Source organism: Ramlibacter sp. G4-7, from assembly GCF_057784995.1.
Genome location: NZ_JBYNTT010000001.1, coordinates 413,725 through 430,000, shown reverse-complemented (window position 1 = coordinate 430,000; position 16,276 = coordinate 413,725). Strand labels below are relative to the sequence as shown.

At 68.8% G+C, this 16,276-nt stretch carries 15 protein-coding genes; 2 read left to right on the top strand and 13 right to left on the bottom strand.

Features of this window, described 5'->3' with window-relative positions; translation table 11 throughout:
* Positions 1 to 42: 42 nt before the first annotated feature.
* The 12 genes from AC3EGR_RS02095 to AC3EGR_RS02040 all read right to left on the bottom strand — a co-directional run bounded on the left by AC3EGR_RS02095 (position 43) and on the right by AC3EGR_RS02040 (position 13,204).
* Positions 43 to 3,105: a pilus assembly protein gene (locus AC3EGR_RS02095; RefSeq protein WP_488544773.1), complete on the bottom strand. Its 3,063-nt coding sequence runs from the start codon at positions 3,103 to 3,105 to the stop codon at positions 43 to 45.
* 22 nt (positions 3,106 to 3,127) lie between these two features.
* The gene (locus AC3EGR_RS02090) at positions 3,128 to 3,691 is read right to left on the bottom strand and encodes a pilus assembly PilX family protein (RefSeq protein WP_488544772.1); all 564 of its coding nucleotides are present in this window, start codon (positions 3,689 to 3,691) and stop codon (positions 3,128 to 3,130) included.
* A complete protein-coding gene (locus AC3EGR_RS02085; RefSeq protein WP_488544771.1) occupies positions 3,688 to 4,719 on the bottom strand; it encodes a PilW family protein in 1,032 nt (343 codons plus the stop codon). The genes AC3EGR_RS02090 and AC3EGR_RS02085 overlap by 4 nt, the downstream gene beginning before the upstream one ends.
* On the bottom strand, positions 4,716 to 5,243 hold the full coding sequence (pilV, locus tag AC3EGR_RS02080; protein WP_488544770.1) for a type IV pilus modification protein PilV: 528 nt from the start codon (positions 5,241 to 5,243) through the stop codon (positions 4,716 to 4,718). Before pilV ends, AC3EGR_RS02085 begins: the two co-directional genes overlap by 4 nt.
* Entirely contained in the window at positions 5,240 to 5,713 is a 474-nt protein-coding gene (locus AC3EGR_RS02075) for a GspH/FimT family pseudopilin (RefSeq protein WP_488544769.1), read from the bottom strand. Before AC3EGR_RS02075 ends, pilV begins: the two co-directional genes overlap by 4 nt.
* A gap of 2 nt (positions 5,714 to 5,715) precedes the next feature.
* Positions 5,716 to 6,114 (bottom strand): type IV pilin protein, encoded by a 399-nt coding sequence (locus tag AC3EGR_RS02070; protein WP_488544768.1) that lies wholly within the window; start codon positions 6,112 to 6,114, stop codon positions 5,716 to 5,718.
* Between the two features lie 135 nt (positions 6,115 to 6,249).
* Entirely contained in the window at positions 6,250 to 7,173 is a 924-nt protein-coding gene (locus tag AC3EGR_RS02065) for a DMT family transporter (RefSeq protein ID WP_488544767.1), read from the bottom strand.
* Positions 7,151 to 8,434 (bottom strand): DUF3422 family protein, encoded by a 1,284-nt coding sequence (locus AC3EGR_RS02060; RefSeq protein WP_488544766.1) that lies wholly within the window; start codon positions 8,432 to 8,434, stop codon positions 7,151 to 7,153. The genes AC3EGR_RS02065 and AC3EGR_RS02060 overlap by 23 nt, the downstream gene beginning before the upstream one ends.
* A gap of 75 nt (positions 8,435 to 8,509) precedes the next feature.
* Positions 8,510 to 10,021: a tripartite tricarboxylate transporter permease gene (locus AC3EGR_RS02055; RefSeq protein ID WP_488544765.1), complete on the bottom strand. Its 1,512-nt coding sequence runs from the start codon at positions 10,019 to 10,021 to the stop codon at positions 8,510 to 8,512.
* Positions 10,022 to 10,031: 10 nt separating this feature from the next.
* Positions 10,032 to 10,520: a tripartite tricarboxylate transporter TctB family protein gene (locus AC3EGR_RS02050; protein ID WP_488544764.1), complete on the bottom strand. Its 489-nt coding sequence runs from the start codon at positions 10,518 to 10,520 to the stop codon at positions 10,032 to 10,034.
* A 127-nt stretch (positions 10,521 to 10,647) separates the two neighbouring features.
* The gene (gene tfpB / locus AC3EGR_RS02045; RefSeq protein ID WP_488544763.1) at positions 10,648 to 12,438 is read right to left on the bottom strand and encodes a type IV pilus assembly ATPase TfpB; all 1,791 of its coding nucleotides are present in this window, start codon (positions 12,436 to 12,438) and stop codon (positions 10,648 to 10,650) included.
* Between the two features lie 13 nt (positions 12,439 to 12,451).
* Entirely contained in the window at positions 12,452 to 13,204 is a 753-nt protein-coding gene (locus AC3EGR_RS02040; RefSeq protein ID WP_488544762.1) for a class I SAM-dependent methyltransferase, read from the bottom strand.
* Between the two features lie 175 nt (positions 13,205 to 13,379).
* Between AC3EGR_RS02040 and AC3EGR_RS02035 the strand changes: the two genes are divergently transcribed.
* Positions 13,380 to 14,333, top strand: a complete 954-nt coding sequence (locus tag AC3EGR_RS02035) for a hypothetical protein (protein WP_488544761.1) — start codon at positions 13,380 to 13,382, stop codon at positions 14,331 to 14,333.
* On the opposite strand, the gene AC3EGR_RS02030 is transcribed toward AC3EGR_RS02035, so the two are convergent.
* Entirely contained in the window at positions 14,299 to 15,159 is an 861-nt protein-coding gene (locus tag AC3EGR_RS02030) for a TatD family hydrolase (protein ID WP_488544760.1), read from the bottom strand. The genes AC3EGR_RS02035 and AC3EGR_RS02030 overlap by 35 nt on opposite strands.
* A gap of 105 nt (positions 15,160 to 15,264) precedes the next feature.
* On the opposite strand from AC3EGR_RS02030, the gene AC3EGR_RS02025 reads away from it, so the two are divergent.
* Entirely contained in the window at positions 15,265 to 16,263 is a 999-nt protein-coding gene (locus AC3EGR_RS02025) for a S1C family serine protease (protein ID WP_488544759.1), read from the top strand.
* Positions 16,264 to 16,276: the final 13 nt, after the last annotated feature.

Below are 16,276 nucleotides of genomic sequence, written 5' to 3'. Positions count from 1 at the left end.
CACGCTGAGCACGCCCCGCCAGGGAGCGTGCCGCGCAGTGCCCTAGCGTGCGTTTTCCAGGTACCAGTACTTGCGCTTGCGCGTCGGCGTGACGGTGGGCTTCACCTTCGTGCCTTCGATGCCGGAGTTCTTGGAGTTCGGGCCGCCGATGATGAAGGGCACCTGCTTTTCCACCGTCTGCTGGCTGCCGTCGGCGGCCGTCACCGTGTAGGTGACGCTGACCACGCCCACCACCGGGCTGGGCGGCAGGCCGCCGCCCTTGATCTGCTGGAACGTTGCGGCCTTGCAGAACAGCGGCGCGGAATAGCTCTTGGCCTCGCCGAGGTTGTTCACGCACACCCCCGGCTGGGCCGGCGTCGGCCGGTTGGTGCTGAAGTAGGTGATGCCCGCGGCGGTCACCGGCGCGTTCACGGCCTTTTCCCCGTTGCTCGAGAAGGGGATGTAGCAGCCATTTTCCATGGAGGCGGCGCCGCCGACCAGGCCCAGCTGGCTCGGCACGATGGGCGTGGGCAGCGGATCCGGCCTGCCCTTGGCCGTGTTGGTGTCGTAGAGGGTGAAGAAGCGGTCGTCGCTGGTGGTCGCGAGCGGCTTCTCGCGGTCGCCGGTGGCGAGCAGCACGGCGGCGAACGTCCGGGCCAGCACGACGTCGGGCGGGTAGAAGAACTTGCGGATGGTGGTGGCGCCGGTGGAAAGCGCCGCCACCTTGTACATGCTCCAGTCGGCCGCGCCCTGGCTCGTGGGCGTCTCGAAGTCGATCCGGTACAGGTTGCCGCCGACATCCACCGCGTAGGCGCGGTCGACCAGGCCGTCGTAGTCGGCGTCCACCAGCGAGATGTCCGCGGGGACGCTGCGATCGGTGTCGAACTTCTTCACCACGCTGCCGTCGGTGGCGTCCAGCACGAGGACGGCGTTGCCCATGGTCGTCGTGCCGGGGGGCGTCAGGTCCTCGGCACCAGCGTCGTAGCCCGCGCCCATGATCAGCACCGGGTTGGTGTAGCCGCGCAGGCGCGCCACCTTCGGCTCCGACCAGGTCTGGCCCAGCACCGGGATGTCGGTGTTCGACTTCTTCCACAGGAAGACGGGCTGCGCCGGATTGGTCACGTCGAGCGCGTAGAGGAAGCGGCCGCCGCGGCGCATCGCCGCGAACAGGACCACCTTCTCGGCGACGCCCCGGTTCATCTTCTGGTACACCCCGATCGGGCCGTCGGCGAAGTAGTCGCGCGGCGCCGGGTCCGACGTGCTGGGCGTTCCGGGCATGATGGTCGTCGACAGCCGGATCAGCGGCGCGTTGCCGCGCAGGCGCTTGATGTTCTTCAGGTGTTCCTCCGGGATGAAGCCCCAGAGTTCCTGGCCGGCGCCCGTTCCGGACTGGTTGCCGTTGACGGCCCGCAACAGGCCGTCGTTGGCCCCGTAGAACACGACCACGCCGGTGTCTCCGCCGTAGTTCACCACCGCCGGCCGCGAGTGCAGCACGTCGCCGTGCACGCTGGGGCGGATGTTCACGCTGCCGCCGGGTCCTCGTTCGTCGCCGGCGTTGTCGTTGCCGCGGAACCAGTTCACCAGCAGGTCGCGCTCCGCGTCGGTCGTGACGTTCAACGCAGTGCGGGACACGTTGGTGGTGTTGAACTGCGTGCCGGTGGTGGTGGCGAGATTGGTGTTGCCCGTGCAGCCGATGCAGGTGAGGATCTTGCGGCTGGCCTGGCTGGTCGCGTAGGTCTCGCGGATCAACTGGGCCACGCCGCCCTTCTCGACCACCTCGCCGTCGGGCGCGTCGGAGGTCAGGGACGCGTCGAGGGAGCCCAGCGGCTGGTTGACCCAGAAGGTGCTGGGATGGGACCAGTACGAAGTCGCTTCCGGGTTGATGAAGCCGGTGGCGCCCGTGATCGCTGCCTTGCCGTAGGGGTCCACGAGGCTCAGGCTGTCCGTGGTCACGTCGTAGCCGAAGCGGAACTGCTTGAGGTTGCCGCGCCAGCGCGGCTTGCTCGTGCCGTCCGGACGGAACATGCCCATGAACACCTGGTTCAGGTAGGTGCCGCGCGCGTTGACCGACACCGGCAGGCTCGCGGAGGCGAACACGCTGTTGACCGACTGGATCTTGTTGAAGATGCTGCGCATCGCGGCATCGAGCTGCGTGCCGACGTCGTCGCCCGCATAGAAGTACTCGCCGCCGCTGGCGGAGGCCATGCTCTTGAGCAGCGGGCGCCAGTCATCGGCCTGCGCCGCCTTGGCCACGTCGATGGTGAAGGTGGTGATGGACTGGTCGGACTGCTTCATGAAGCGCGCCCACTCGTCCGCGACGAGGCCCTGGTACTTCGTCACGTTCATCACCAGTTGCGTGGGCGCCGGGAGCTTGGTGTCCGCGTGCGTGTTGTTGAACTCGGTGATTGCGGCGTTCAGGCGGCCGCGCGCCGAACCGGAGGCGGTGTCGCCCCATTCGTTCGTCTTGCCCGCGGGGCCGTTGCTGATGAAGATGACGTAGTTCGGCGCGCAGTTGCCGACCGCGAACGAGTTGTTGTAGTTGGGCGAACTGCTGGCGGTGACGGCGTTGCCGGGCGTACCGTAGATCGCGACCTCGGCCGGGATCTTGGCGTTGGTGTTGCCGGCGTAGTCCACCTTCACTTCGCTGCCCGGCACGCCGATGATGGGCCTCTTCCCGGCGAAGTAGTGCCAGGCTTCCACCATGCCCATGGACGGCGACACGGAGTTCATGTCGGTCTTGTGGCCGCCCTTGTTGGGCGTGTCGTCCGACCACGAATCCACCAGGTTCACCAGCTTGGTGCGGTAGCCCGTATCCACCGGCCGGATGCCGGCCCAGACGAACGCGCCTCCGTCGGTGCCGGATTGCTGGGTGAACATCGCCATGCCGACGCGGAACTTGTCGACCGGCAGGGAGCTGAACGTGGACTTGAACGCCCTCTTCAGTGCCAGGTAGTCCCAGTTCGCCCCGTTGTCCACGATGATCAGGACGTTGGGCATGTCCTGGGTCGAAGGAATGCCGCTGTAGATGTCGATGTCGCTCGTGTTCTGCGACTGGGCCGGGATGGAGTGCAGCGCCGCGAACAAGGTGACGGCCACGGCGGAGAGCTGGCGCAGGAAGTGTCCCATCGTGTGTGTCCTTCTCTTCTTCTTACTTGCAGGAGTTCATGGCGTCGGTTTCCAGCACGCGGATGGCCACGCCCTGGTTCACCGCCACCAGCGCGCCGCTGCGGTCGTCCTGCACCTGCGCGCGCACGTTCCACTCCGTGCTGGAGCACAGCGAATTGCCCGCGATGCCCCCCGCTTCGCCATCGTCGAGGCCACCCGTGTTGACCACGCCGGACTTCATGCACGCGAGGTCCGCGGGCAGCGATGCATCGAGTTCCACCGTCTTGATCGGCCGCATCCGGTAGCACTTGGGCTGCGGGGTCAGCGTGACCCTGTAGTCGGCAGTGCCGTTGCCGTCGACGTCCACGTTCACCGCGTTGGCGGCCACGATGTCGGGGTTGCTGCTGAAGGTCGGCGAGCTGAGCGTCTGCTCCACGGCGACCTGGGCGGCGCCCAGCGCCTCCTGGCGCGCCTGCATGTTGCCCACCACCCGCAGGTTGGTGCTGGAACCGTCGAACGCGCTGATGGCGAACAGGCTCATGAGGATCAGGAAGATCAGCGCCACGACCAGGGCGGTGCCGTTCTGGAACTTCTTCTGGCCGGTCATTCGCGCAGTCCCGCAATGCTGTTGAGGCGCACCGTCGTCGAATAGGCGCGACGCTTGTACGCGTCGTCGAACGGGCCGATCGAGGTGGTCGACGCCGTGCCGTCGAGACCGATGTCGTAGGTGCGCGTGTCGGTGAAGCCCGCCGAAGACTCCGTGGTTCGCGCCAGCACGTTGACGCGCACCGCGACGACGTTGCCCCACCCGGCCGCCGCGGCTGCCGTGGAGGCCGCGCCCGCGCCGGGGCCGTTCAGGCCGATCCAGCTGTTCGGGAGCGCATCGGCATCGGTGTCGAAGCCGTAGTCGAAGCCGATGCGCTCTATGCCTTCGGCGATGGGCGTCACGACCACGTGGTCGCCCTTGAGTTCCAGCCGCTTGAGGGTGGGGATGGTGTCGACCCCGCAGTCGCTGCAGCTGGAGACGTAGTACACCCGCGACTGATACCGGCGGACCTTGTTCACCGAACCGTCCATGTTCTTCAGCACGAGCGGAGCGGCGGTGGTCGCCGCCTTGTAGGTGGCGTTCAGATCCGAGGTGTTGTTGGACGCCTGCACGTACACGTGGCCGACTTCCATGCTCGCCACGGGCACGGCGGTGGTGACGAGCCGGCGCACCACGAGCGCCGGCGTGCCGGCGACGTGGTGGTCCAGGCAGCCGAGCGCATCGGCTTCGTCGCCGGTGAGGCCCTGCACGCCGAAGGGCAGCTTGGGCGGGGCCGCCGCGCGCTTGGCCTCCAGGTCGGCCGCGACCGCGGCGCTGGGCGAGCAGGGCGACACGGTGGCGGCCATGCCCTCGGCCACCGCTTCGCCGAAATACCCCGCCACGCTGAGGTCCTCCGCAAGCAGGTCCACCGAATAGCGCCCGTTCTCGATCTGGCGCAGGCTCTTCTCGTGTTCGGCCGCCGACTTGCTGCTGTTGGCGAAGAGCACGGCGAGGCCCGCCACCAGCATCAGGCCGATGGTCACGCCGACCATCAGTTCGATCAGGGAGAAGCCGCCCTGCCGGCCGGGTGCGCGCTGCTTCATGGTCATGAGGCGGTCAGGTTGGCGATGCGGATCACGGTGGACACGCCGCGCCGCAGGTTCTCGCTGGCGTAGGCGCCGCTGCCGCAGGTCAGGGGCGTCGCCCCGGTGGCCTGCACGCCCTGCCACACGACGCTCACCATGTACTGGTCGCTGCCGAGGCTGGCGATGCAGCCGCGCGCCGCGGTGATTGCGCCGACCTTGTTGCCGGCCTGCTGTTCGGCCGCGCCGCGCAGCAGCTGCGCCCACTGGCACAGGTCGCGGGCCGCGACCGGGGTCACCGGGCAGGCGCCGGGGTCGGTGGCGCCGATGTTGACGGCGACATAGGAAGCAGCCGCGGTGCGATTGAGGTTCATGCGCTGCGTGATGTCGTTCAGCAGCACGAGCGCCTGGGCGCGCTGGTAGCCCTCGAAGGTGCCCACGACGGTGCGCGCCTGCAGGCCCACGTAGCCGAGCACACCGAAGGCGACGATCAACATCGCGACCAGCACCTCGAGCAGCGTGAAGCCCTTCTGGGCGGATGCCTTTCTCATGACGGGCACTCCACGGAAGTGGATTTGGGGCGTCCGGACGGATCGAGCGAGATGCAGCGCTTGCCGGTGCTTCCCGTCAGGCCGATGCGCACTGCGGCATCGGTCGTGACGACCCGGCCATCGACGTCGAACGTGATCAGGGCCGGGCCGCTGGTGACGGCGACACCGGGGCGATCACGCTGGGCGAGCGTCCCGCCGGCGAACTGCACGCTCCAGCCGCCGCCCCAGCCCGCGGCCGAGGGCACCAGTTGCACGGTCGCGCGACGCTTGACCGCTTCGTTGCGTGCCAGCACCAGGTCGGACACGAGGTTGTAGCTGGCGGCGCGCAGGCGCTGCGCCGAGACGAGCTTCTGGAAGCCCGGCACGCCCAGCCCGAGCAGGACCGCCGCCACCATCAGCGTGACGATGAATTCGATGAGGGTGAGGCCTCGCTGGCGGGCGCCCCGCCGGGATGGGAGTGCGCGGACCATGGCTACCAGCACCCGTTGGGCGCCTTCGCGCCGGTGTTGTCGAGGGTGAGCGTGCCGCACTTGTCGGCCGCCTGTCCGCCTCGGGGCGCGGCGGTCAGCGTAAAGGTCGGCGCGGCGCCGGCGCCGAGGGCGAGGCTCACGTTGTAGTGGTTCGCCACGTTCGGCGGCACGGGCACGTTGAGCGCATCGACCGTGGCCGCATAGGCACGGGTGTCCAGCAGGAACTGCTGCTGGCGGCTCGCCAGCGCCATCAGCGTGCTCTGTGCATCGGCGCGATGCGACTTGCGCAGGTGCTGCGTGTAGGAGGGATAGGCGACAGTGGTCAGGATCGCGACGACGGCCACGGCAATCATCAGCTCGATGAGCGTGAATCCCGACTGAATGCTTTCGTTGTTGTTCATTGTTCCGTACCGCCATGCTGGTAACGGAACCGCATTCTGCCGTGCTCGGCTATGGGCGCGCGTGCATACTGCTCAGTCGGCCGGACACGTGTGATCAGCGGCCCACACGTGGATTCCTTCTTAAGCAGAATTCATTCATCGACGCTGCGTGCGCGCCGCGCGCGTGAAGACGAAGATCCCGGCGATGACCAGCGCCGTGCCGGCCGCGATCCACGGCGTGAACGGCTCGCCGAGCAGCCACACGCCCAGGAGGATGGTCGACACCGGTCCCACCATCCCGGTCTGCGCCGTCACCGAAGCCCCCACGCGCTCGATCGCCATCATCACCAGCAGCACGGGCACCGCGGTGCACACGACGGCATTGAGCACGGACAGCCAGACCACCTGCGGCGCGACGGCGAAGGCGCTGTCCACTGGCCGCAGCACGAGGTACTGCGCGATGCACAGCACGCAGGCCACGCTGGTGGCCAGGCCGACGAGCCGCGTCGAGCCCAGGCGCTTGACCAGCTGGCCGCTGTAGACCATGTACACGGCGTAGCTCACGGTGCTCAAGAACACGAGCAGTGCGCCCAGGGGCACATTGCTGCCTTCCACGCGCGCTTCCATGCCGAACACCAGGACCACGCCCAGGTAGCTGATCGCCATGCCCGCGAGCTGCCTGCGGTTCCAGGGCTTGCGATGCAGCAGCCAGGCAAGCAGCAGGACCAGCGTCGGGTTGAGGTAGAGGATCAGGCGCTCGAGCGACGCGGTCACGTACTGCAGCCCGAGGAAGTCCAGGAAGCTCGCCAGGTAGTAGCCCGTCACGCCAAGTCCCAGCACGCCGATCCAGTCCGCGCGCGTGAGCGCAGGCTGCCCGCGGCCCGCCCACCACGCCATGGCCGCGAAGATGGGAAAGGCGAACAGCATGCGCAGCATGATCACGGTCACGGCGTCGACGCCGTAGCGGTACGCCAGCTTCACGATGATCGCCTTGCCGCTGAACGCCATGGCGCCCGCCAGCGCGAGCACCACGCCGGACAGCGGCACGGCGCGCGGCTCAGTGCCCGAGGAGCCGCGCATGCAGTCGGCGCAGCGAGAGCCACACGCCCAGCGCCACCAGCGGGATGGCACTGGCGGCCGTGGCCTCCGCGCTGAACGGCCAGCCGAGCGCCTGTGCGCCCTTGGCGAGGTAGCTCACCAGGCCCACGATGTAGTAGGTGATCGCCGCGACCGACAAGCCTTCGACGGTCGCCTGCAACTTCAGCTGCAGGTCCTGGCGCCGGTTCATCGTCGCGAGCAGGGCCTGGCTGCTTTGCTGCTGCTCGATCTCCACGCGGGTGCGCAGCAGGTTGCTGATGCGCGAGACGCGCTGCGACAGCGCATCCTGCCGGCGCACCGACCAGGCGCAGGTCGCGCGCGCCGGCGACAGGCGCCGCTCGATGAATTCGCCCAGCGTCTGCAGGCCGCCCAGCTTGGCCTCGGCGATGTCCTGCACGCGCGCATCCACCAGTTCGAAATACGCGGCGCTGGCGGAAAAGCGCGCGTGCGTGGCGGCGTAGTGGCTCTCCACCTGGCCCGCGAGCCGCGTGAGGCGGTCCAGCAGGTGCTTCTCCTGGTCGCGGCCCGCCACCCGGATCGCCTCGGCCAGCGCCGCCAGTTCGATTTCCGCGACCCCCAGCAAGGCGGACGACTCGCGCGCGGCGGGCAGCCCCAGCAGCGCGGCCATGCGGTAGGCGTCGATTTCCAGCAGCCGCTGCACCAGCCGGCCCAGCCGGCGGGAAGGCATGCCGTCGGCCAGCAGCACCATGCGGGAGTAGCCGTCGGCGTGGATGGCGAAGTCGGTGTAGACCTCGCCCTGGCCGCCCGCGACGGTGGAGCCGACCAGCGTGTCCTCGCGCAGCAGCGAGCGCGTGAGGGCCTGCTGCGGCAGCTCGCGCGTCGGCAGCACCCACAGGTGCAAGGCGGCCAGGCACTGGCCCGGCAGGGCGGCGAGCCACTCCTGGGGCACCTCCTGCACCGCCGTGGGCGGCTCGTGCCCGCCGAACGCGGCGTCGTCGAAGGCGCGGGAGAAGGTCCAGGTGACGAACTCGGTGTGCAGTTCCCAGCGCACGCGAAACCCGGCCACCTCCATGCGCACGTGCGTGATGCCCGCGGCCGGCTCCGGCAGGTGATGGTCCCGCAGCAGCGCGGCGAGATGCACGCGGCTCGCTTCGCGCGCGGCCGCATCCCCCGTCATGACCAGGTGCGAGAGCACCAGCGGCGCGCTCATCGCCTCCGGCGGGCGGGCATGGATCTCGTTGTGCAGCACCACCCGTTGCGGGTGCGCGGTCGGCTGGGCCATGCGCGGATTGTGGCGCAAGAAAAAGGGCGCCCCGCGGGGCGCCCTTCTCATCTCGCGAAGCCGTCGCTCGCGCGATCAGTCCTCGACGAAGGCTTCCTCGCGCTTGTTCTTCACGGCGGGCAGCGCCACGATGACGATCAGCAGCAAGGCGGCGGCGAGCAGGCCCGCGGACAGCGGACGCGTGACGAGCACGCTCCAGTCGCCGCGAGACAGCAGCAGGGCGCGCCGCAGGTTCTCCTCCATCATCGGGCCCAGGATGAAGCCCAGGAGCAGCGGCGCGGGTTCGCAACCGAGCTTGATGAAGATGTAGCCCACCACGCCGAAGATCGCGACCATCCAGATGTCGAACACGTTGTTGTTCGTGGAGTAGACGCCGATCGCGCAGAACAGCACGATGGACGGGAACAGCCAGCGGTAAGGCACGGTCAGCAGCTTGATCCACATGCCGATCAGCGGCAGGTTCAGGATGATCAGCATCGCGTTGCCGATCCACATCGAGGCGATCAGGCCCCAGAACAGCTGCGGGTTGCTGGTCATCACCTGCGGGCCCGGCTGGATGTTGTGGATGGTCATCGCACCCACCATCAGCGCCATCACCGCGTTGGGCGGGATGCCCAGCGTCAGCAGCGGAATGAAGGAGGTCTGCGCACCGGCGTTGTTGGCCGCCTCGGGGGCCGCCACGCCGCGGATGTTGCCCTTGCCGAACGGCACTTCGCCCGGCCTCAGCTTGGTCTTCTTCTCGATCGTGTAGGCCGCGAAGGCCGACAGCAGCGCACCGCCGCCCGGGAGAATGCCCAGCGCGCAGCCCAGCGCCGTCCCGCGTAGGACGGCCGGCAGCATGCGCTTGAAGTCGTCCTTGGTCGGGAACAGCCCGGTGACCTTGGCCGTGAACACTTCGCGGTGCTCGTCGCTCTTGCCCAGGTTGGAGATGATCTCGCCGTAGCCGAACACGCCCATGGCGATCGTGATGAAGCCGATACCGTCGGTGAGTTCCGGGATGTCGAACGAGAAACGCGCGACTCCGGAGTTCACGTCGGTGCCGACCAGCCCCAGCAGCAAGCCGAGCACGATCATGCCGATCGCCTTGACCAGGGAGCCTGAAGCCAGCACCACGGCGCCGATCAGGCCCAGCACCATCAGCGAGAAGTATTCGGCGGGGCCGAACTTGAACGCGACTTCGGTCAGCGGCGCCGCGAAGGCGGCCAGGATCAGGGTCCCCACGCAGCCGGCGAAGAACGATCCGAGGCCGGCGGCGGCAAGCGCTGGTCCGGCGCGGCCCTGCCTTGCCATCTGGTAGCCGTCGATCACCGTCACCACCGAGGACGATTCGCCTGGCAGGTTCACCAGGATGGCGGTGGTCGAGCCACCGTACTGTGCGCCGTAGTAGATGCCGGCCAGCATGATGAGCGCGGACACGGGCGGCAGCGCGTAGGTGGCCGGCAGCAGCATGGCAATGGTCGCCACGGGGCCGATGCCCGGAAGCACACCGATGAGCGTGCCGAGCACGCAGCCGATGAAGGCGTACAGCAGGTTGATCGGCGTGAAGGCGACGCCGAAGCCGATGGAAAGATTGCTGATCAGGTCCATGGTGTCTCTCTCAACCGGAAATGAAGCTGGGCCACACCGGGAACTGCAGTTTCAGCAGCAGGATGAAGGCGAGGTAGCTGCCGATGGCCAGCACGGTCGCGAGGACCGCCACCTGCTTGTTGCTGTGCTCTTCACCGGCCATGCTGGCGATGAAGGTGAGCGCATAGATCGCCACGATCAGGCCCATGGCGGGGATTCCGAATTTGGGCAGGCCCGCAAGCAGCACGCCGAACACCAGGTTCGAGAAGATGATGAAGAACAGCGGCTTCCAGGCGAAGGCGCCGATCTTCTCGCCGTCTTCCGTCTCCACCACCAGCGACTCGAACACGATGAACACGCCGATGAGCGACATCAGGATCCCGAGCATGAGCGGGAAATAGCCGGGGCCCATGCGGGCGCCTTCGCCGACGGTGTAGCTGGTGGCGCCCCAGGCGAACGCGATGCCGAACGCCAGGAACATGAGCCCGGACCAGAAATCCTTCTGGCTCTTTATTTTCATGCTGTCTCCAGGGAAGGGAATAGAACCGGCGGATTTTGCGGGCAAAGGGCCGCCCTCCCCATGTGGGTTCCACCTACATCCGGTTACCCGACCGCAAGCTGACTTCCCCACCGGCTGGCGGGTCAATTCATTCCAGTGGCGGGGTCGCGCTCAGCACTTCCTCGAGCGTGGTGAGGCCCTCCGCGACGCGCAAGGCGCCCGCGAGGCGCAGCGGCCGCATCCCATCGGCGATGCCCTGGCGGCGCAGCGCCTGCAAGCTGGGCTCCTTGTGCACGAGGTCCTTGAAGGCATCGCCCACGGCCAGCAGTTCGTACAGCCCCATGCGGCCGAGAAAGCCCGTCATGCGGCAGTCCACGCATCCCACGGGGCGGTAAGGCTGCCAGCTGCCGCTGATCTTCCAGGGCTTCACCACCTCTTCCAGCGCCTCGCGCGCGGTCGCGCCGTCGGGCTCCTTGCACTGGCGGCACAGCGTGCGCACCAGACGCTGAGCCAGCACGCCCAGCACGGTCGCATTGATCAGGTACGAGGGCACGCCCAGCTCCATCAGCCGGCTCACCGCCGAGGGCGCATCATTCGTATGCAGGGTGGAGAAAACGAGGTGGCCGGTGAGCGCGGCCTGCACGGCCATCTCCGCCGTGGCCAGGTCGCGGATCTCGCCGATCATGAGGATGTCCGGATCCTGCCGCATCAGCGCGCGCAAGCCTTCGGCGAAGCCGAAGTCCAGCTGCGGCTGCACCTGCGTCTGGTTGAACGCCGGCTCGATCATCTCGATCGGGTCCTCCACCGTGCTGACGTTGACTTCCTCGGTCGCGAGCCGCTTGAGGGTCGAATAGAGGGTGGTCGTCTTGCCCGAGCCGGTGGGCCCGGTGACCAGCACGATGCCGTGCGGGCGCTTGACCAGTTGCTCCCAGCGCTGCGCGTCGTGCGGCGAGAAGCCGAGCGCGTCGAGGTCCTTGACGGCGGTGTCCGGATCGAAGATGCGCATCACCATCTTCTCGCCGAAGGCCGTGGGCAGCGTCGACAGGCGCATCTCCACCTCGTCGCCGCGGGGGTTGCGCGTCTTGATGCGGCCATCCTGCGGCCGGCGCTTTTCCACCACGTCCATGCGGCCGAGCAACTTGACGCGCGCCGTCATCGCATTGAGCACCGTCATGGGCATCTGGTAGACCGGGTGCAGCACGCCGTCGATGCGAAAGCGGATCACGCCCTGTTCGCGCCGGGGCTCCAGGTGGATGTCGCTCGCGCGCTGGTCGAAGGCGTACTGCCACAGCCAGTCGACGACTTGCACGACGCCCTGGTCATTGGCGTCGAGCTGCTTGTTGCTGCGCCCGAGCTCCACCAGCTGTTCGAAGCTCGCCGCGCCGCTGTTGCCGCCCGTCTTCTGGGCCGCGCGCACGGACTTGGCCAGCGCGAAGAATTCGGCGGTGTAGCGGTGGATGTCCTGCGGATTGGCCACGACGCGGCGCACGACCCGCCGGGACTGGCGCTCCACTTCCTCGACCCAGTCGGACTGGAAGGGCTCCGCCGTCGCCACCGTCACCTGCGCGGCCGTGACCGCCACCGGCAGCACCTTGTGGCGCTCGGCGTAGGCGGCGCTCATGACATCCGCCACCTTGGAGACATCCACCTTCAGCGGGTCGATGCGCAGGTACTCCAGCTGCGCGCGCCCGGCGACGTACTGCGCCAGCGCCTCGATGTCCAGCGGCTTGCCGTCGGACACCCGTGCCATCGCCACGGCGGCCAGCCGCACCAGCGGGTGCTGTGCGCTTTCGGCCTGCGAGCAGCGGGCGATGGTGCGGCGAGCCTCCTCGGCGGAAATGACCCCGTCCTCCGACAGCCACTCGACCAGCTGCTGCCAGTGCAAGGGGCCGCGCGGGTGGGTGCGGGCGGAGATCCCGGGCTTGGCTTGCGCGCTCATGGCTGCATGGTACTCAGGCACTGGGCCGGAACACGCGCAGCCATTTGCGCGCCGGCAGCCCCCATCGGGCCTCGATCACGTCCGCCCGCTCCGAAAGCAGCCCCCGCACGGGGTGCTGCGGCTCGCGCAGTGCCAGCACCACGGTGTTGCCTTCACGCGTCGGTTTGAAGGACCACACCGCGTCGGCGCCGAAAGCGGACTGGATGCGCTTGAGGCTGCGCTCGTAGCTGGAGGAGCGGCCGAACAGGTTGACGGTCATGCAGCCGTCATCGGTCAGCAGGTGGCGACAGTCGCGGTAGAAGGCCTCGCTGTCCAGGACGGGCGCTGCCGCCTCGTGGTCATAGAGGTCCACCTGCAAGGCGTCGACCTGGCCCTGCCAGTGCGCGTGCGCGGCGACCTCCGCGGCGTCGCCGAGGATCACGGACAGCTTGCCGTCGTCGCCAGGCAGCTTGAACCACAGCCGGCACGCGGCGACCACCTGCGGGTTCAGCTCGATGGCGGTCGTCTTCATGCGCAGCTTCTTGCGGCAGAACTTGGTCAGGGCGGCCGCCCCCAGTCCAAGCTGCATCGCATGGCGTCTGGCAACCGTCTGCGGCTCGACGAACAGCAGCCAGGCCATCATGCGCTGCACGTATTCGAGGTCGAGCGCGAACGGGTCGTCCAGCCGCATCGAGCCCTGGATCCATTCCGTGCCCAGGTGCAGGTAGCGGATGTCGCCATGGTCGGAGAAATTGACTTCGGGGAGCGCGCGGGCGGAGGTTTTCACGGCCGCGGATCATACGGGGCGTGGGCATCGGCCCACGCGCGGGACCCGTCCGTCGCGGCCGGCCGGCAGGCGAACCAGTGCCGCAGGCGTTTCGTGACGCACTTCACGCTTTCCACCCCCAAAAAGATCAGTTTTGGTTACAAGATGTTGGCAACACCCGCATAGATGTAACCCAATGACCGACTTCGTGCCGGAATCCTCGTGGATCGAATCGCCGCCATCGGACGGCGCGACCTTCTGGGAATCCTCGCGTGCCGTCCCGCTCCAGGAGCCGGCGGCCCTGCGCAACGGCGGGCGCCCCGCCGCCGCGCTCGCCGCCGACGTGAATGAATTGCTGGAGTCCATGGCCCGCAAGCGGGTTCCTCGCCTCGATTCGGTCCGCCAGCGCCTGCAGGAGGCCCGCGCCGGGCTGCCGCTGGACGAGGTCGAGGCGGCCTTGCAGGCCCTGCAGGCCGCCACGGGCGCGGTCGACTTCCTCGCCGGCCGCAGCGGCGGCGAGCGTTCGGCAGAGTTCCTGCGCCACGGCGAAGAGCTCGTCGCCGCCCTGCGCCGCCTCGGCCCGGCGCTGGCGGACTTCGTGCAGCGTGAAGCCGTCGGTGGCCCGGTCACGCGCCTGGTGTGGATGGACCTGGTGGTCGAGTCGGCTTCCCTGCGCAAGCGGGTGCGGCAGGCGGCGCGCTGGCTGGCCGAGATGGACCACGACCTGCTCCAGCGGCGCAAGGGCGCCAACTCGGCCGTCACCCTGCTCGCGATCGACGAACTTGCCCGCCGCGGCGCCGGCATGCACGGGCGGCTGCAGGCCGTGCACCGCCTGTGCACCCAGGCGCGTGCGGTGCATGCGCTGAGCGAGCGCATGGCCGCCGACCGCGCCGGCCTGTGGACCACGCTGCAGGAGCGCCTGCTGCCCGCGTGCAGCCGCCTGGACGAAGCGCTGCAGCCGCTGCTGCACGCGGCGTCCTACCGGGTGCTGGTGCCCACCGAACTGATCGGACCGATAGACGCCAGCCACGAACTGCAGGTGGTCGTCACCCAGGCGGCCGCTGTCATCGCCCGCCTGGCAAGCGGCCAGCGCGAGCTCGCGGCGGAATTCGGGATCATGGAAGGGAAGGCGCGCGAACTGCTGCCGTAGCGCGCAGCAGGCAGGCCATGCGCGGCAAGGCCTCGCAGGCATTCAGGAAAGTGGCTTCGGCCAGCGCCCCGGCTTCGATGCCGCGTTGGCGGGCGAGCACCGCTGCGATCCGCGGCAGCTCCCCGGGTTCATTGCGCCCCTGCGCCGCCCCTGCTGCGCGTTCTTCGGCGGTCCGGTAAAGCCAGTGCGGCGGGATGTCGGGCGCATCCGTTTCGAGCACCAGTGCCGACAGGGGCAACGCGCCGGCAAGCCGCCGCACCTGCAATGCCCGCTCGTAGGTGACCGTGCCGCCGAAGCCCAGCTTGAACCCCAGCTTCACGAACTCGCCGGCCTGCTGCGCGCTGCCGTTGAAGGCGTGCGCGATGCCCGCGACCCCGGCCTGCCGCAGGTGCTTGAGCAGTTGGTCGGCCGACCGGCGCACGTGCAGCAGCACGGGCAGCCCGTGGCGGCGCGCCAGGGCCAGCTGCTCGCGATAGAACAGCTCCTGCCGCGGCCCGTCCAGGCCGGGCACGAAGTAGTCCAGGCCGATCTCGCCAACGGCCACCAGGCGCGGGTCGTCCCGGTGCGTGGCGAGAGCACGGTCGAGCAATACCAGGTCCTCCTCCGTCGCCGCGTCCGTGCACATCGGATGGATGCCCAGCGCATAGCTGTCCCCATGCCGGTGCGCCAGCGCGCGCACCGTTTCGAAGTTCGCCGGGGCGACCGCGGGGATCACGATGTGGGCGACACCGGCGGCGGCCGCGCGGGCGCGCACCGCAGTGCGGTCGGGGTCGAATTCCGGCGCGTCCAGGTGGCAATGCGTATCTATCCACATCGTGTCCCGCATGATGCCGCAAGGCCGTGCACATGCCGGGAAACCGTGATACCGTGTGCCATCGCCAGGGCTGTCATCGTGGTGGCCCCCGGTCGCACGCAACCGCCAAGGATCACGATGCGCAGGCCCGCCCTCTACAGCTCCAGCCGCCCTGCCCGCGCCGCGCCGGCGCTCCCAGAGGCGCAGCCCTCCTCCCCCGACCAGGCCCTGCCCGAGGCGACCGCCGCGGCGCCGCGCCGCCGCCGCTTCGCGCTCTCCGCCTCCAGCCCCGCCTTGCTGTGGAGCGCCATCCTCGTGCTCGGGATCGCGCTCGCCTCCAGCCTGCTGCTGCACCCCGGGCAGCGCCGCCTGACGCAGGAAGACATCAACGCGGCGGTGCTCAAGACCATGGAGACGCACGTCATGCCGTCGGAGTACGCGCGGGCGTACGAGAACGTGCGGCCCGCCGTCGTGCGCGTGGTGAGCTATGTGAAGAAGAGCCGCCTGCGCGAGGAAGACCAGAAGCTGGCGGCTAAGAGCGCCAAGCCCAAGCCCCTGGGTCCGGCCAAGGAGGACCTGACCGGCGAGGGCGACGAGATCGAGAACGGCGTGGGCACCGGCGTGGTCATCATCGACAAGGGCGTGATCCTCACCAACCTGCACGTCGTCAACGGCGCCGACCGCATCAAGGTCATCTTCTTCGACGGGCTGGAGGCCGCGGCCACCATCACCGGCGTGCAGGCGGAGAACGACCTGGCCGTGCTGCAGGCGAGCAAGATCCCCGACGACCTGATCGCGGCGACGATGCGCTCCACCGCCGACCTCGCGCCGGGCGACAAGGTGCTGGCCGTGGGCTTCCCCTTCGGCATCGGCCCGTCGGCCTCCGGCGGCATCGTCTCCGGCCTCGGCCGCGTCTTCCGCTCGCCCGAAGGCAAGCAGGAGATGAAGAACCTGATCCAGTTCGACGCGGCGGCCAACCCGGGCAACTCCGGCGGGCCGCTGGTCACGATGGATGGCGAGGTGGTGGGCATCGTCACCGCCATCCTCAACCCCACCTCGGCGCGCACCTTCCTGGGCATCGGCTTCGCCGTGCCCATCGAGAACGCCGCCTCGGCCGCCGGGCTGCCGCCGTTCTGACGGCGCGCCCTTC

Bases quoted from the DNA above. Each gene is read 5' to 3' on its own strand.
- AC3EGR_RS02075 (WP_488544769.1), bottom strand. From the start codon at position 5,713: ATGGTCCGCGCACTCCCATCCCGGCGGGGCGCCCGCCAGCGAGGCCTC.
- AC3EGR_RS02065 (WP_488544767.1), bottom strand. From the start codon at position 7,173: ATGCGCGGCTCCTCGGGCACTGAGCCGCGCGCCGTGCCGCTGTCCGGC.
- AC3EGR_RS02085 (WP_488544771.1), bottom strand. From the start codon at position 4,719: ATGACCATGAAGCAGCGCGCACCCGGCCGGCAGGGCGGCTTCTCCCTG.
- AC3EGR_RS02030 (WP_488544760.1), bottom strand. From the start codon at position 15,159: ATGCGGGACACGATGTGGATAGATACGCATTGCCACCTGGACGCGCCG.
- AC3EGR_RS02055 (WP_488544765.1), bottom strand. From the start codon at position 10,021: ATGGACCTGATCAGCAATCTTTCCATCGGCTTCGGCGTCGCCTTCACG.
- pilV (WP_488544770.1), bottom strand. From the start codon at position 5,243: ATGAGAAAGGCATCCGCCCAGAAGGGCTTCACGCTGCTCGAGGTGCTG.
- AC3EGR_RS02070 (WP_488544768.1), bottom strand. From the start codon at position 6,114: ATGAACAACAACGAAAGCATTCAGTCGGGATTCACGCTCATCGAGCTG.
- AC3EGR_RS02095 (WP_488544773.1), bottom strand. From the start codon at position 3,105: ATGGGACACTTCCTGCGCCAGCTCTCCGCCGTGGCCGTCACCTTGTTC.
- AC3EGR_RS02050 (WP_488544764.1), bottom strand. From the start codon at position 10,520: ATGAAAATAAAGAGCCAGAAGGATTTCTGGTCCGGGCTCATGTTCCTG.
- AC3EGR_RS02090 (WP_488544772.1), bottom strand. From the start codon at position 3,691: ATGACCGGCCAGAAGAAGTTCCAGAACGGCACCGCCCTGGTCGTGGCG.
- AC3EGR_RS02060 (WP_488544766.1), bottom strand. From the start codon at position 8,434: ATGGCCCAGCCGACCGCGCACCCGCAACGGGTGGTGCTGCACAACGAG.
- AC3EGR_RS02035 (WP_488544761.1), top strand. From the start codon at position 13,380: ATGACCGACTTCGTGCCGGAATCCTCGTGGATCGAATCGCCGCCATCG.
- AC3EGR_RS02025 (WP_488544759.1), top strand. From the start codon at position 15,265: ATGCGCAGGCCCGCCCTCTACAGCTCCAGCCGCCCTGCCCGCGCCGCG.
- tfpB (WP_488544763.1), bottom strand. From the start codon at position 12,438: ATGAGCGCGCAAGCCAAGCCCGGGATCTCCGCCCGCACCCACCCGCGC.